We start from the raw sequence: 14731 nt of genomic DNA, 5'->3' as shown, positions 1-14731 counted from the left end.
CCCGGACAGTTTCGACCTGTCGCACTTGCCCAGGCGCGGCCGGCATCAGTTTCTGCAGCAGACGTTCGGCATGAACCCAGCACAGTGCATGGGTGCCGACGCGGAACTGGCCGGCGTCGTCGGACACAATCACCGCCTTGCCGATCAGGCCATGATGGCGGATCGCACCCCAGATGCCGGCTTCGGCGAGCGGCCGGATTGCCTCCTTGTCGAAGATGTCGATTCCCTTGCTGGCGAGATAGTGAAGGAAGGCAATCTCATTGCAGAAGTGCTGTGGTGTTCGGGTTCGCAGTCCGGCGACGAGAGTTGGGTCGGTACCATGCCGCTGGTCCAGATAATCGAAGGCGGCATCGTTGAGAACGTAGTCCTGATAATTGCCACGCAGCAGGGACAAGAAGTTCAGCCGCGACTTCGACGGCGTGGTGCGGAAAACGGTGAAGTTCGGGCCGCCAATTTGTGTGGCGTAACACGGATTATGGAAATATCGGCCGCCAGTATCATCGACAGTAACGTAATCGGAGGACACCAAGCCGGCATGCAGCACCGCTGAATCCTCGGCAGCCAAGCCATCCATTCCTCTGGTCAGAAGCCGCACGACCTGACGCTTCGACACGTCGATGCCGATATCATTCAGCAAGGTCGTCAATCGCTGCGTCGTGACCTGACCCTGTGTATGCAGCATCAGGCAAATCCGCCTAAGGTTGGCGCCATACCCGCCGACCACCCCGGCGGGAAGCGGTGCCAGAACCCTCCGGGGTGATCCAGCACTCGCGGCGGTACCGCACGATCTCGGCCATCAGCACGAGGTCGCGCACCATGCAAGTCCGGTATCCCTTGAAGCGTGATCCCGCCGGCGGATTGATCGGCAGTATCTCTTCCCGGCTGATCCGCTTCACATCGAGCTTTGGTCCGCGAGGTTTCTTCGGCCGCGGTCTGTCGGCAGATATGGCGTCCGTTGCCTTGTCCATCCCGGACGGGCGAAAAGGTGGTCGAGGAGGCAGATCTTTGAGGCGGGCGATCTCATCGCGCAGCATCTGGTTGTCGACCTTTAGCCGCGGATTATCTAGCCGCAGGATTTCGTTCTCCTCGCGAAGGACGGCGTTCTCTTCGCGCAGTTCCTTGACCTCAGCGGACAGAACCTCGACCCGATCGACAAGGCCTGTCACCAAACTGCGCAGCGCTTTCAGCGAAAGCGTGTCGGCATGCTCGGGGGAGGGGAGCCGTTTGGTCATGACGGAATCGAATCATGATTTGCCCCAGCTGGGGAATCCCTGCCGCCAACAGCTTCTCCCGAATACCGCCTCTATGCACACCTCAAGGGCGGGCCGCTAAGCGAACTGCCACCGAATTTGCCCCACTTACCAATATCTTCTGTTCAGCGCGACGACGGGGGCACTCGTTGCGATTATGGAAGCGGGCGCCCTGACGGCACGCCGGACGGCAGCAGCCTCGGCGCTGGCGTCGAGCTATCTCTCCCGCCAGGACAGCAAACGCCTCCTGATCGTGGGCACGGGTAGGCTCAGCCCCAATCTTGCCGCCGCCCATGCCTCGGTCCGCGATTTCGACGACATCGCCATCTGGGGAAGGGATGCGTCGAAAGCCCAGAAGATCGTCGAAGAACTCGCGGCGATGGGTTTGCGGGCTCGCCCGGCACAAGGGCTGGAAAAGGAAGCAAAGGCCGCCGACGTCGTATCCTGTTGCACCCTTTCCCATGACCCGCTGATCAGGGGGGAATGGCTGAAGCCAGGCGCGCATCTGGACCTGGTTGGGGCGTTCACCCCGCAGATGAAGGAGGCCGACGAGGCTGCGCTCGTTCGCAGCCGGGTATTCGTCGACACGTTCGAAGGAGCACTGTCGGAATCGGGAGAACTGGTGCAAGCGCTCAAAAGCGGCGCGCTCAAAAGAAGCGACATCAAGGCCAGCCTTTTCGAGCTGTCGCGCGGTGAACATCCCGGGCGTGAACACGCGCTCGACATCACTTTGTTCAAGTCGGTCGGATGCTCGCTTGAAGATCTCGCCGCTGCCGAGCTTTGCATCGCGCCACCTTCGCCGCCGATGCACGATGCCCTTGCCGCGGGCTGACGAGCCGGCGGGCCTTCTTCTCGCTTGGGGCGTTCCGCTCGTCTACGCGGCCAGGCGACGGATAGTGATACTCACGGGCCAAGTGCATCAAGCGCGGCGGCTGCGTCTCCGTCGATAATGAGGCCATTGACAATACCGCTGCGCAATAGCGCTTTGGCTGCCATCGCTTTCTCCTGGCCGGCGATTAGCAAGATAACGGGTAGTGTCTTCAGTTCCATGAAGCCGAGTGCGATCGTGCGCCTGTTGAGGTCGTGGTCGACCTGTCTTCCTTCGCTATCGAAGAAGATGCCGTTGGTATCCCCGACCGCCCCCACTGACCGCAGGCTTTCGAGTTCGACACTGCTGATCATACCTTGGCGTCTCAGAAGCGAGTCTTCGGTGAGTTCGCCGGCGCTGATGATGCAGACCGAGGCCGTCTTAGCGATTTCCATGGCTTTGACCACCGAGCGTTGCGAAAGCAGAACTTTCCTGTCGTCGATCGAATCCGCAATGAACGGGACGGGTAGGAAGAAACCCTGACCGCCGGTGCGCCGCGCAAGGCTGTGCACCACTTCGAACGGATTGTACGCGTTGTTGGCCGTCAGCGATCCCATCACGGATATGAAGCGCGCATGGGGCGCCCGCACGCCGGCGAGTTGAAGCGTCATCTGCTCGATCGTCCGCCCCCATCCGGTGCCCACCGTTAGTGTGCCGTTATCCGAAAGAAGCGTCTTCAGGTGGTTTGCGGCGGCGACGCCTACCGCCCGAAAGGCGATCTGCTTTCGCACTTCGCTGTCGCCCGGCGTGTTGTGAAAGCCGAAGGCAGGCGTCGAGATGCAGAAGTCGAGATTAAACCGCGCGCTGAGCGTGTCCTCGAGCGGCAGGACGCCGACGCGCTGGTGATCGATCGAGATGCTGACCAGCCCGCTTTCCCGCGCCTCCGACAGCATCTTGTTGACCCTGGCCCGCGTCAGCCCGAGGCGGGCGGCGGTCATCTCCTGATTGAACCCGCCGACATAGTAGTACCAGGCGGCGCGGACCATCAATTCATCGTCATCTTCAGACATGGCTTCTCCTGCTTGTTACAAATGTAATTTTGTTTGACATTTGTAACAAGGTGAATTTCAATGAGCTCATTCGCCTACTGAGCGCGAATGGAAAAGCGGGTCAATGTGGAGAGCCCGCTGTGGAGGAGATCAAATGTCTGGAATGTGGAGGAAAGCGGCCATCGTCGCCGCTGCTGGATTTCTGTGGAGTGCTGCCAGCGCCAATGCGCTGAATCTCGCCTGGGTGCATGCCAATGCTGCCGCCCAGTCCGAACAGCGCGTCAAGGCAGGCTTCGATGCCTGGCTGGTGGAGACGGGCAAGGACTGGAACGTCAGCCTGCTGGACAGTGGCGGATCGGGCGAACGGACGGCGTCGAACCTGCAGGACGCGGCTTCGCGCGGCGTCGATGCGATCATCATCACCATGGCGGATTTGCGCGCATCGCGCGCCGCACTTGATGCGGCAATTGCCGCCAAGATCCCGGTCATCACCGTCGACAGCGGTTACATCGATGGCGTGCTCGTCGACATCACCACGAACAACTGGGCGATGTCGTCGGATGTCTCGCCCTATCTTCTGAACGAGATGGGCGGCAAGGGCAGCATCATCTTCCTGCGCATGGCCGAGCACCATGGCACGCGCAAGCGCGGCGACGTGATGGAGACGATCCTCAAGGAATATCCGGACATCAAGGTCCTGGCCGAGCACAATATCGACTACACCGCCTTCTTCGAAGACACGACCTCGACGATGCAGGACTACGCCTCGCGGTTCGGCGAAGAGATCAATGCCGTCTGGGCTCCCTGGGACGAGCCGGCCCAGGCCGCCATCAACGAACTGACGGCTGCCGGCCTGAAGAACGTCAAGGTGATCGGCATCGACGGCCACCCGCAGGCCGTCGCCGAGGTTTGCAAGCCGGACAGCCTTATGATTGCAACCGTCAGCCAGCCCTTCGAGAAGATGGGTGCGCAGGCTGGCGAATGGATTGAGGCGATCGTCGAGAAGAAGGAGGATCCGGCAACGGTCATCCCTTCGAAGACCGTCTACATGGATGCGCCTCTCGTGACCAAGCAGAATTGCAGGGACTTCCTCCCGCAGTGACCGTCGGCGGGCCGGCTCCATCTGTGGAGCCGGCCCTTCAAGGCATGCTCTTGGTGGTTCCGCCGGCAGGCGGGGCCTATCCCGTTCATTTTTTTGGAGGCCGCAGGATGTCCGTCAGCCTTTCCGGCATCGTGATGCAATATCCCGGCACCCGGGCGCTCGACAATGTCAGCATCGACTTCCGCTTCAGCGAGGTGCACGGTCTCATCGGGGAGAACGGCGCCGGCAAGACGACACTCGTCAGCATCCTTGGCGGCAGCAGGCAGCCGACGTCCGGCCGCATTTCCATCGATGGCATCGAGTTCGTCCTCCACAGCGCCGGTGATGCGCTCCGCAAGGGGATCGCCCATGTCTCGCAGGAAGGAAGCCTCGTCCCGGGACTGACTGCTGAGCAGAACATCCTGCTCGGCGACGAACCCCGCATCGGCTTCGGCATTATCAACAAGGGCGAACTGAAGCGGCGCGCGGCCGAACTCGTCGGCCGCTGGTTCCCGGAGGTTTCGATCGATCTCGACAGGCCGGTCGACAGCCTGCCGATGGCGGACCAGAAGGTGATCGAGATCGTCCGGGCGTTGCGCGGCGATATCAGGCTCCTCATCCTCGACGAGCCGACCGCGACGCTGCCGGCCCGCGAGAAGGAAAATCTCTGGCGCATCATAAAGACCCTGCCGGCGCGCGGCATCGGCATCGTCCTGATCAGCCACTTCCTTTCCGAGGTGAAGGCACTCAGCGACCGCATCACGGTTCTCCGCGACGGGCGCCACATCTCGACGCTTGCGGCCGCAGACGCGACGGAAGCGCAACTGGTCGATTTCATGCTCCAGCGCTCCGGCAGCGTGGCCGCCGCATCGACGGAGAGGGCTGTCGAGCGGCGCCTCGGCGACACGGTGCTGGACATCGAAGGCTGGAAGGCCGGCGCCGTCGAGGTGGATCGCTTCCAGGTCCGCGCCGGCGAGATCGTCGGCCTGATCGGCCTCACCGGCGCCGGCCATTTCGGCTTTGCCCGGTCGATCTATACCGGCGAGGGGCTGATTTCCGGCACCTGCCGCTTCAAGGGCGAGGTCCTGAAAGGAATCCATGCGCGCACGATGCAGAAGCGCGGCGTCGCCTTCATTCCCGACCAGCGCATGGAAAATTCGCTGGTGGCGGACTGGGACGTGCGCGAGAACCTCGCCATGGTCCATCCCCAGCATGCGACCTTCGGCGGATCCGGCGTGCTCTCGAACACGCGCGAGGTGCGGGAAGCCTCAAAGATCATGTCACTCCTGAACGTCAAGGCCCATTCGCCGTCGCAGATGATCAAGGACTTGAGCGGCGGCAACAAGCAGAAGGTGTCGATCGGCAAGTGGCTTTACGGCGCCGACGAACGCTACAGCCTGATGATCTTCGTCGAGCCGACCGAAGGCGTCGATATCGGCGCCAAGCGCGAAATCCACGGCCACCTGAAACGGCTTGCCGGGCAGGGCACGGCCATCATCGTCGCGTCCTCCGATCTCCTGGAGATCGGCGATGTCTCCGATCGCGTCATCCCCTTTGTCAACAGGCGCGCCTCCGGCGAGATAGACCAGGGCAACTTTTCCGAGAACCGCTTCATATCTGCCATGGCAGGAGTCCTCCAATGAACGCAGCATCCCCCACCATCGCCCAGGCCAAGGATACCGCGTCCGGCCGCGCCCGCAAGGACTGGATGCTGAAGTACAGCACGCTCTTTGCGCTCATCCTTCTCTTCCTGGGCTTCGCGCTCACTGTCGACCGGTTCCTGACCACAACGAACCTGCTCAATATCGTGCAGCAGATTTCGATGCTGACGATCGTCGGGGCGGGTCTCACCTTCGGTTTTGCGGCCCGGGAGATGGACCTGTCGGTCGGCTACATGGTCGGTCTCGCCGGCATCCTCGTACCGCTCATGCTGATTTCCGGCGTGCCGTTGCCGCTTGCGCTGCTGGGCGGTATCGCTGCCGGCGTGCTCGTCGGCGCCGTCAACTCGGCACTGGTGACGCTCGTCGGCGTGCCGTCGCTGATCGCGACGCTGGCGACCGGATCGATCCTCTACGGCATCAACTTCCTGACGACCGGCGGCCGCGCCATCTATGGCGGCCTGCCCGAAACGTACCTGTGGTTCGGGCAGGGGCAGTTGTTAGGTATTCCCGTGCTTGCCTATGCGATGATGCTGTTCGTGGTGCTCGCCTGGTTCCTGATGGAGCGCACAATCTTCGGCCGCTACATCTACGCGGTCGGCGGCAACCTCAAGGCAGCCGAGCTGTCGGGGGTCAACGGCCGCTTCTACCGTGCCGCCGCGCTCGTCGTTTGCAGTCTCTTCGCCGCGGTTGCCGGTATGCTCCTGGCAGCCCGTCTCGGCTCCGGGCAGCCGAATGCCGGCGAGCGCTACCTGCTCGACGGCCTGGCGACCGTGTTCATTGGCATGACCATGTTTCGTCCGGGCACGGCGACCGTCACCGGCACGTTCTTCGGTGCGCTGTTCATCGGCGTCATCAACAACGGCCTCAACCTCATCGGCATGGACACGTACATCCAGAGCATCGTCAAGGGGCTGATCATCCTGGTCGCAGTCGCGATCGTCTCCCGGACCACCAAGCTGAAGCTGCTCTAGGCCCGGCCCGTCAACATCACATGCAACTGTTAGGAGGGACGCGTGGGCGCTCCTGTCAATTCCAACCTTCTCGAGCTCTACCGGACGATGCGGCGCATCCGCACCTTCGAGGAACGGGTCGGTGAACTCTTCATCCGCGGCCAGTCGGCCGGGTCTATGCTGCACCTGTCGATCGGCGAGGAATCGAGCGCTGCCGGCGTGTCCTCGGCGATGAAGCCGCAGGATACCTTCACCACCCACCATCGTGGCCACGGCATCTTTCTCGCCCGCGGCGCCGATCCGAAGCAGATGATGGCGGAGATCGGCGGCAAAGAAAGCGGATACTGCCGCGGCAAGGGCGGCTCGATGCACATCGCCGACATGGCGCTCGGCCATCTCGGCGCCAACGCGATCGTCGGCGGCGGCATTCCAGCCGTGGTCGGCGCCGGCCTGTCGAGCAAATGCCTGAAGCAGGATTCGGTCTCGATCGCCTTCTTCGGCGACGGCGCTATGCAGCAGGGCATTCTCTACGAGAGCATGAACATGGCAGCACTCTGGGGCCTGCCCGTCCTCTTCGTCTGCATCAACAACCAGTACGGGATGGGAACGCGCATCGACCAGGCGACCAGCAACACGGCTTTCGACCAGCGCGCCAAGGCCTTCGGCCTCAACGGCGTTGTGGTCGACGGGCTCGACGTCGAGGAGGTTCAGTCGGCGGCCCGCTGGCTTGTCGATGACGCCCGCGGGGGCAAGCCCGGCTTTCTGTCCATCGATGTCTACCGGTTCTTCGGCCATGCGCGCATGGACAAGAGCCCCTACCGCGAGGAAGCGGAGGAGCTGGAAGGCCGCAAGAAGGACCCGGTCCTCTTTGCACGCAACAAGCTGATTGCGTCCGGTCTGGAGACGGAGTCCGCGCTCGATGCGACGGACAAGGACATCGCTGCAGAGATGGACGCCACGATCGACTTCACCGTGGAGTCCAAGGCGCCGCCGCTCACCTCGATGTTCCGCGACGTCTATGCCGTCGGAGAACCCGAACCGGAAGCCGTAGGCAGCCGGATCGATCGCGTACTCGCCAGGGATGATGCATGATGATGACCTCGACCACTTACAGAGACGCCCTGCGCAAGGCGCTGGACGATGCGATGACCGAGGACAGCACCATCGTCGTCATCGGCGAGGAGGTCGGCCGCTACGGCGGCGCCTACGGCGTCACCAAGGACCTGATCAAGACCCATGGCCCGGAACGGCTGATCGATACGCCGATTTCCGAACCCGCCATCATCGGCGCCGCCGTCGGCGCGGCGATGACGGGGCTCAGGCCTGTGGCCGAGCTCATGTACATCGACTTTCTCGGCATGACGATGGACCAGCTCGCCAACCAGGCGGCAAAGATCCGCTACATGTTCGGCGGCCAGATCGGCGTGCCGATGGTGCTGCGCACGCAGGGCGGCACGGGCCGCTCGGCAGGCGCCCAGCATTCGCAGAGCCTGGAGGCCTGGGTCATGCACACGCCCGGCCTTCGGCTCGCCATGCCGGCGACGGCGGCTGATGCCTATCACCTGCTGCGCCAGAGCCTCACCAAGCCAGATCCAGTCGTCTTCATCGAGCACAAGGCGCTCTACACCCGCAAGGAAGACGTGGATTTCGACGCCGATCCCCTGCCGTGGGGAAAGGCCGCCGTGCGGCGAAAGGGAGACGATCTCGTCATCGTCACCTATTCCCGCCAGGTGTTCTACGCGCTCGAAGCCGCCGAGGCTCTTTCTAAGAAAGGTATCGAAGCGACGGTCATCGATCTCAGGACGCTTAATCCGCTGGATTTCGACACGGTGCGCGAACATGTCGAGCGCGTGGGCAAGGCCATGGTCGTCAGCGAAGGCGTGATGACCTCCGGTGTCGCCGCCGAACTGGCCGCCCGCATTTCCGAGGAATGCTTCGACTTCCTGGAGCAGCCGGTCGTGCGCGTCGCGGGCGAGGACGTCCCGATTTCGGTCTCGCAGGAACTGGAAGCCGGCAGCGTGCCGTCCGCGCGCAGCATCGCCGAGGTCGCCGAGAGAATGCTGGCATGAGCGAACGCATCCTGAAAATGCCTCGCCTCGGCGAGACGATGGACGAGGGCAAGGTCGTCGGCTGGCTGATCAAGCCGGGCGACAGCTTCCGCCGCGGCGATTCGATCATCGAGATCGAGACGGACAAGACCATCGCCGAATTCCCGGCGCTGGGGGACGGCACGCTCCATGAAGTGCTGGTCTCGATCGGCGATACGGTGGAGGTCGGCGCGGCGCTGGCCCGGATCGACATCGGCGCAGGGCCGGACTGGACGGCGGAGGAAGGCGCGGAGGCGGAGCCCGCGGCCGAGGCTGCCGTCGCATCGACCATGGAAGCCGGCGGTTGGATCGAGACCGATCTCGCCATGCCGCGCCTCGGCGAAACGATGGAAGAGGGGCGCGTTGCCAAGTGGCTGAAGTCGCCGGGCGAGAGCTTCGTCCGCGGCGAGGCGATCATCGAGATCGAGACGGACAAGACCACCGCGGAATTTCCGGCGCTGACTGAAGGTCGCCTCGTGCGCATCCTGCGCGAAGACGGCGAGATGGTAACAGTCGGCGATCCGATCGCGCGGATCGAGGTTCCGGCCGACAGCATTCCCCATGCTGAGGAAGCGGCCGTTGCATTGCAATCCGGTGACGCTGCTCCCGCGGTTGCGCAGAGATCATCAGGCCGCGGCACCACTCCGGTCGATAGCCGGGTTCGCGCAACGCCACTCGCGCGGCGTCTGTCCCGGCGGCATGGGCTGGACATCGCCACGATCGGCGGCACGGGCCGACGCGGCCGCATCGAGAAGGAAGATGTCCTCGCGGCCGCGGGTGCTGCACCCGCGTCGAGCACATCTGCCGCTCCCTCGGACGTCCATTTCGCGCCCTTGAAGCGCGGCCGCATGGCCTATCTCGATACCGGCGCGGGCAGCGGAAATCCGGTCCTGCTGTTGCACGGTTTCTCCGGCGATCGCACGACCTGGGCGGGCGTCACCTCTAGCCTGAAGCGGGCCGGAAAACGGGTGATCGTCCCCGATCTACCGGGTCATGGCCTGACGGAAATCGAAGCGGCAAGTTCCGCCGAGCTTTCCCATGACCTGCCGGCCTTCCTCGACACGCTCGGCGTCGACAGGATCGATGTCGTTGCCCATTCGCTGGGTGCGGTGGCGGCACTCGGCCTGGCTTCGGCGGCGCCCCGGCGTGTCGCGTTCCTGTCGCTCATCGCCCCGGCCGGGCTTGGTGCGGAGATCGACGGCCATTTCATCCGGGGCATGGCGGGGGCGAAGACCGCCGGCGAAGTCGCGCATCTGCTGCGCCGCCTGTCGGTGAACGGCGTGGACCTTTCGGAAGCGGCCCTTGCAGCGCTCACGGCGGACCTGGCGAAGGGGCGGCTTGTCGCTCTCGCGGAAGCGGTTGCCGGTCCGTCCGGCCAGCGCGTCGACAGTCTTGCGGCGCTCCAGAAGCTCCCGGCATCCCTGCCGGTTCGGGTGCTCTTCGGCCTGGAGGACAGGATCATTCCATGGAAGCACGTTCTCTCGCTTCCGCCCCGCGTCGCCGTCCATCTTCTGTCCCGCTCCGGTCACATGCCGCAATGGGACCAGACGAAGGACGTCGTCGACATTCTTCTAGCGTGAGGATCAGGCCATGTCCGATGCATCGGAAAAACTGAAGGACGCCCAGCGCCGGATCGGCACGCTGGCAAAGGCGAGCCCCGAGCTTTTCGGCGGTTTTGCGCGGGTCAGCAAGGTGGCGGCAACGTCCGGCACCTTCACTGCGGCCCAAAAGGAACTGCTGGCCGTCGCGATCGCCGTATCCAAGGGCTGCGAGGATTGCATTCTCTATCACGTCGATGCCGCCCTCAGGCATGGCGCGAAGGAGGCCGAGCTCGTGGAGGCGCTCGAGGTCGCCGTCGAAATGGGTGGCGGCCCCGCCGTCATGTACGGTGCGAAGGCGTTGGAAATCATGCGCGCGCTGCAATAGCGCCTGTCTCGCGTGTCGAGGTCGCGTGTCGAGGTCGCGTCTTGAGGGAGAAGACGCGGGAGGAGAACAGAATGGGTTATTTTTTGACTGCCGACGGCGGTACGGAAAGTCTTCGCGCACGGGTCTACGACCTGTCCGGCACCTGCCTTGGCAGCGTCGCCGTACCCTATGAAACCAGATTCTCGGCCGGCGCCCGCGCCGAACAGAATCCGGAAGACTGGTGGAACGCGTTCGTGCAGGCGTCGCGCGGCGCCATTTCGGAGGCGAGGGTCGACCCGGCCGCCATCGAGGCGATTACGCTGGCGACGACGAGTTGCACGGTGGTGGCGCTGGACCGCAACGGCAAGGCGCTGCGGCCGGCGATCATCTGGATGGACGTGCGCGCCAATGCCGAGGCTGATGCGGTGCTGGCAACCGGCGACGACGCGCTGATTTCCAACGGAGGCGGCAAGGGGCCTGTTTCCGCCGAGTGGATGATCCCGAAGGCGCTCTGGATCGCCCGCAACGAGCCGGAAATCTTTGAAAACGCCCATACGATCTGCGAATACCAGGATTTCATGACGATGCGGCTGACCGGCGAACGCGCCGCCAGCCTCAACAACGTGACGCTGCGCTGGCATTACCAGACCGACCGTGGCGGCTGGGCAAGGACGCTGGTGGAGAAGCTCGGCCTTTCGGCGCTGCTCGACAAATGGCCGGAGCGAATTGTCGCGCCCGGCGGCGTCATCGCCAATCTTTCCGCAAAGGCGGCAGGGGAGCTCGGTCTTTCTACAAGGGTCAAAGTCATGCAGGGCGGTGCCGATGCGCTGATCGGCATGATCGGCCTCGGGGTCGCCAAACCCGGCCAGCTCGCCCTGATCACAGGATCGTCCCACCTGCAGTTCGGCGTCACGGAGAAGGCCGTCCATGCGCCGGGCGTCTGGGGCACCTATCGCGACTGCGTCTATCCGGATCGCTATATCGTCGAAGGCGGGCAGACGTCGACCGGTTCGATCATCGCCTGGCTCGGGCGCCTGATGAACGGAACGATGGAGCTCGAAGCGCTCAACCGAAAGGCGGCGGCGCTTGAGCCCGGATGTGACGGCCTGCTGGTCCAGGATCATTTCCAGGGCAACCGCACGCCCTATACCGATCCGCTCTCGCGCGGCGCCATCGTCGGCCTGACGCTCGCCCATGAGCCGCATCACATCTTCCGCGCCATCATGGAAGGCATCGGTTTCGGCACGCGCGCCATTCTCGATGCCATGGCCGAGGCGGGCTATCGCGGCGCGGAGATCACCATCGGCGGCGGTGCCGGCGCTTCGGACCTGTGGCTGCAGATCCATGCCGATACCGCCGGCCTTCCGGTCTGCGTGCCGGCCTCGCGCGACGCGCCATCGGTCGGTGCCGCCGTCCTTGCCGCGCACGGCGCCGGGCACTTCGCCACGATCGACGACGGCATCGCCGCCATGGTTCGTCCCGGCAAGCGCATCGAACCGCGCGCCCGCGAGACTGCACTCTATGACGGCATCTATCAGCAATACCGGGCGCTCTATCCCGCGCTGAAATCCATTCGCGAGGGAGGAAAATCCGCATGAGCGACGCCGACTTCAGGCTCGACGGCAAGCGTGCCGTCGTCACGGGGGCCGCGCGTGGCATCGGCCGGGAGATTGCCGAGCGTCTTGCCGGCGCCGGCGCCCATGTCATCGTCGCCGACATTGACGAGGCCGAGGGGAGGGCCGTCGCTTCGGCGATCGAGGTCGGCGGCGGCAAGGCAGTCTTCGTGTCGCTCGACGTCACGGACGCGGCCGCCGTCGGAGTGGCGGTAGAGGCGATCTACGCCGATCACGGCGCCGTGGATGTGCTCGTCAACAACGCCGGCATCGTGCGCAACGCCCCGGCTCTCGAGATGAGCCGAGACGACTGGAAAGCGGTCCTCGACATCAATCTCGGCGGCGTCTTCCATTGTGCCCAGGCTTTCGGTCGTAGGATGGTCACTGCCGGTCGCGGCGTTATGGTCAACATCTCCTCGATCTGCGGCGAGGTGACGGTCTATCCGCAGCCGCAGATATCCTACAACGCGGCCAAAGCCGGGGTGAACCTTCTGACAAAGTCGCTTGCCGTCGAATGGGCGAAGAGCGGCGTGCGCGTCAACGCCGTTGCGCCCGGCTATGTCGGCACGGAGCTCACCCTGCGCGGCCGCAGCAATCCCGAGTGGTTCGACACCTGGATGCGCATGACGCCGATGGGGCGTCTCGGCGAGCCGCGTTAAATCGCCAATGCCGTTCTTTTCCTGGCCGCCGACGCATCGAGCTACATCACTGGGACAGTGTTGACGATCGATGGCGGCTATACCGCCTTGTAATCTGGAGGACTGACATGACTGCTTCCAACCGCACCGCGCTCGTAACGGGCGCAAGCCGCGGCATCGGCCGCGCCATCGCGATCGGCCTTGCCGCGCGCGGCTACGATGTCGCAATCAACGATATCGCGCGGCAGGAGGGCGTACTGGCCGAGGTGGCAAGCGAGATCGAGGCGCTCGGTCGCCGCGCGGTCATGGTCCTTGCCGACGTCAGCAGCAAGGGCGAGGTCGAGGCGATGGCCCGGGCCGTCGCGGATGCCTTCGGCCATCTCGATGCGGTGGTCAACAATGCGGGCATTCTGATCGCCGGCGAGGTCGACGGGCTGAAGGAGGAATATTGGGATAGCGTCATGGACGTCAACGCCAAGGGCACATTCCTGGTCACCCAGGCGGTGCTGCCGATGATGAAGGCACGCCAGTACGGCCGTGTCGTCAACATCGCCTCCATCGGCGGCAAGCATGGCGCGCCCGAGCAGGCACATTACTCGGCCTCCAAAGCAGCTGTCATGGGCTTCACCCGCGTCCTGGCGCAGGAGGTCGGGGTCGACGGAATTACGGCCAACTGCGTCTGCCCTGGCATCATCCTCACCGACATGGGCCGCGTGAACCTCGACGATCCGGAGGTCCGCAAGACTTGGCAGGACAAGACCGCGATGCGGCGTATCGGGGATCCCGAAGACGTCGTCGGCGCCGTCGCCTTCTTCGCTTCGGACGACGCCGCATTCGTCACCGGGCAGACGCTAAATGTCGACGGCGGGATCGTACTAAGCTAGTTGCAAAGGCACGGAGGTGAAGCTGGGGCCTTCGCGAAAGCACGTCACTTCTGTATTGGAAGCCGTGCCGGACGATTGTCAAACCATGTGCGAACGTTCCAAAAAATGGGCTCGCGCTGCAACGTGTTGTGTGCATTGTATGTGCTGAAACGATCGCATAATGGATCGAACGGAACTGACGGGTGCCTTCGAACAAGGAAATTCAAGGGAGTACGTCATGGAACAGGGTGCGGTATTCCAGAGTAATCGTAGCCAGGCCATTCGGCTGCCAAAGGCCGTCGCTCTGCCTGATGATGTGAAGCGTGTTGATATCGTTGCGGTTGGGCGCACTCGAATTATAGCTCCCGCCGGGGAGGCTTGGGATAGCTGGTTCGAGGGTGCGGCGGCAACCCCCGACTTCATGAGCGAACGTGATCAGCCTGCCTTGCAGGTGCGCGATGCGTTCAATCGCCACCACGGTCAACTATGCATAAGCTCAGTAACTTTGATGGAGTTGATTTACGGGGCAGAAAAGTCAGCGAGCCAAGAGCGCAATCTGGCCGTTGTTGAGGGTTTTGCGGCCCGACTCGAGGTGTTACCTTATGATGACATAGCGGCCAACCATACAGGCCAGTTGCGTGCAGAACTCGCTCGGAACGGAACCCCTATCGGGCCGTATGATCAACTGATCGCAGGGCACGCGCGCTCCCGCGGATTAATCGTGGTGACAAACAGCCGGCGCGAGTTTGATCGCGTGGCCGGCTTACGCATCGAAGACTGGACCATCTAAAATCGCTCTTGTGATCGCTAGCCGGCTGCATAAGCG

Annotated in this window: 12 protein-coding genes and 2 pseudogenes; 12 read left to right on the top strand and 2 right to left on the bottom strand. The window is 63.6% G+C overall.

All coding sequences use genetic code 11. From position 1 onward, the window contains the following. Nucleotides 1–1232 (bottom strand): annotated as a pseudogene (locus GGQ64_RS28430) (IS66 family transposase); the annotation flags it as partial. Between the two features lie 115 nt (nucleotides 1233–1347). On the opposite strand from GGQ64_RS28430, the gene GGQ64_RS27045 reads away from it, so the two are divergent. After that, nucleotides 1348–2082, top strand: a complete 735-nt coding sequence (locus tag GGQ64_RS27045) for an ornithine cyclodeaminase family protein (protein WP_343059595.1) — start codon at nucleotides 1348–1350, stop codon at nucleotides 2080–2082. 71 nt (nucleotides 2083–2153) lie between these two features. On the opposite strand, the gene GGQ64_RS27040 is transcribed toward GGQ64_RS27045, so the two are convergent. Then, nucleotides 2154–3128, bottom strand: a complete 975-nt coding sequence (locus GGQ64_RS27040) for a sugar-binding transcriptional regulator (RefSeq protein WP_183808404.1) — start codon at nucleotides 3126–3128, stop codon at nucleotides 2154–2156. A gap of 133 nt (nucleotides 3129–3261) precedes the next feature. Here GGQ64_RS27040 and GGQ64_RS27035 point away from each other — a divergent pair, with 133 nt between their 5' ends. The 11 genes and pseudogenes from GGQ64_RS27035 (at nucleotide 3262) to vapC (ending at nucleotide 14695) form a co-directional block, all read left to right on the top strand. Next, nucleotides 3262–4209 carry a sugar ABC transporter substrate-binding protein gene (locus GGQ64_RS27035; protein ID WP_183808403.1) on the top strand — a complete coding sequence of 316 codons (948 nt, stop codon included), beginning with the start codon at nucleotides 3262–3264 and terminating at the stop codon, nucleotides 4207–4209. Nucleotides 4210–4316: 107 nt separating this feature from the next. Next, nucleotides 4317–5831, top strand: a complete 1515-nt coding sequence (locus tag GGQ64_RS27030) for a sugar ABC transporter ATP-binding protein (protein WP_183808402.1) — start codon at nucleotides 4317–4319, stop codon at nucleotides 5829–5831. Continuing rightward, nucleotides 5828–6820 (top strand): ABC transporter permease, encoded by a 993-nt coding sequence (locus GGQ64_RS27025; protein ID WP_183808401.1) that lies wholly within the window; start codon nucleotides 5828–5830, stop codon nucleotides 6818–6820. The genes GGQ64_RS27030 and GGQ64_RS27025 overlap by 4 nt, the downstream gene beginning before the upstream one ends. 42 nt (nucleotides 6821–6862) lie before the next feature. Beyond that, nucleotides 6863–7891: a thiamine pyrophosphate-dependent dehydrogenase E1 component subunit alpha gene (locus GGQ64_RS27020; RefSeq protein ID WP_343059594.1), complete on the top strand. Its 1029-nt coding sequence runs from the start codon at nucleotides 6863–6865 to the stop codon at nucleotides 7889–7891. After that, nucleotides 7891–8868, top strand: coding sequence for an alpha-ketoacid dehydrogenase subunit beta (locus tag GGQ64_RS27015; protein ID WP_183808411.1), 978 nt, complete (start codon nucleotides 7891–7893; stop codon nucleotides 8866–8868). Before GGQ64_RS27020 ends, GGQ64_RS27015 begins: the two co-directional genes overlap by 1 nt. Next, nucleotides 8865–10466: an acetoin dehydrogenase dihydrolipoyllysine-residue acetyltransferase subunit gene (locus tag GGQ64_RS27010; protein ID WP_183808400.1), complete on the top strand. Its 1602-nt coding sequence runs from the start codon at nucleotides 8865–8867 to the stop codon at nucleotides 10464–10466. The genes GGQ64_RS27015 and GGQ64_RS27010 overlap by 4 nt, the downstream gene beginning before the upstream one ends. Before the next feature lie 10 nt (nucleotides 10467–10476). Beyond that, complete coding sequence (locus GGQ64_RS27005) at nucleotides 10477–10812, top strand: carboxymuconolactone decarboxylase family protein (protein WP_183808399.1); 336 nt, start codon at nucleotides 10477–10479, stop codon at nucleotides 10810–10812. A 71-nt stretch (nucleotides 10813–10883) separates the two neighbouring features. After that, nucleotides 10884–12389 carry an FGGY-family carbohydrate kinase gene (locus tag GGQ64_RS27000; protein ID WP_183808398.1) on the top strand — a complete coding sequence of 502 codons (1506 nt, stop codon included), beginning with the start codon at nucleotides 10884–10886 and terminating at the stop codon, nucleotides 12387–12389. Further along, a pseudogene (locus tag GGQ64_RS26995) lies at nucleotides 12386–13156 on the top strand (SDR family NAD(P)-dependent oxidoreductase). The gene GGQ64_RS27000 and the pseudogene GGQ64_RS26995 overlap by 4 nt, the downstream one beginning before the upstream one ends. Nucleotides 13157–13170: 14 nt before the next feature. Further along, nucleotides 13171–13926: an SDR family NAD(P)-dependent oxidoreductase gene (locus tag GGQ64_RS26990; RefSeq protein ID WP_183808397.1), complete on the top strand. Its 756-nt coding sequence runs from the start codon at nucleotides 13171–13173 to the stop codon at nucleotides 13924–13926. Between the two features lie 160 nt (nucleotides 13927–14086). Beyond that, nucleotides 14087–14695 carry a tRNA(fMet)-specific endonuclease VapC gene (gene vapC, locus GGQ64_RS28150; protein ID WP_343059592.1) on the top strand — a complete coding sequence of 203 codons (609 nt, stop codon included), beginning with the start codon at nucleotides 14087–14089 and terminating at the stop codon, nucleotides 14693–14695. The last annotated feature ends 36 nt before the right edge of the window (nucleotides 14696–14731 follow it).

The sequence above is a fragment of the Mycoplana azooxidifex genome (genome assembly GCF_014196765.1).
Taxonomy (GTDB): Bacteria; Pseudomonadota; Alphaproteobacteria; order Rhizobiales; family Rhizobiaceae; genus Mycoplana; species Mycoplana azooxidifex.
Note: the sequence above shows the minus strand (reverse complement) of the source record. Positions and strands in the feature narration are given on the sequence as shown.

Excerpts from the sequence above, each read along its gene's own strand:
- GGQ64_RS27005 (WP_183808399.1), top strand. The coding sequence starts at position 10,477 with ATGTCCGATGCATCGGAAAAACTGAAGGACGCCCAGCGCCGGATCGGC.
- GGQ64_RS27030 (WP_183808402.1), top strand. The coding sequence starts at position 4,317 with ATGTCCGTCAGCCTTTCCGGCATCGTGATGCAATATCCCGGCACCCGG.
- vapC (WP_343059592.1), top strand. The coding sequence starts at position 14,087 with ATGGATCGAACGGAACTGACGGGTGCCTTCGAACAAGGAAATTCAAGG.
- GGQ64_RS27025 (WP_183808401.1), top strand. The coding sequence starts at position 5,828 with ATGAACGCAGCATCCCCCACCATCGCCCAGGCCAAGGATACCGCGTCC.
- GGQ64_RS26990 (WP_183808397.1), top strand. The coding sequence starts at position 13,171 with ATGACTGCTTCCAACCGCACCGCGCTCGTAACGGGCGCAAGCCGCGGC.
- GGQ64_RS27035 (WP_183808403.1), top strand. The coding sequence starts at position 3,262 with ATGTCTGGAATGTGGAGGAAAGCGGCCATCGTCGCCGCTGCTGGATTT.
- GGQ64_RS27015 (WP_183808411.1), top strand. The coding sequence starts at position 7,891 with ATGATGACCTCGACCACTTACAGAGACGCCCTGCGCAAGGCGCTGGAC.
- GGQ64_RS27040 (WP_183808404.1), bottom strand. The coding sequence starts at position 3,128 with ATGTCTGAAGATGACGATGAATTGATGGTCCGCGCCGCCTGGTACTAC.
- GGQ64_RS27000 (WP_183808398.1), top strand. The coding sequence starts at position 10,884 with ATGGGTTATTTTTTGACTGCCGACGGCGGTACGGAAAGTCTTCGCGCA.
- GGQ64_RS27010 (WP_183808400.1), top strand. The coding sequence starts at position 8,865 with ATGAGCGAACGCATCCTGAAAATGCCTCGCCTCGGCGAGACGATGGAC.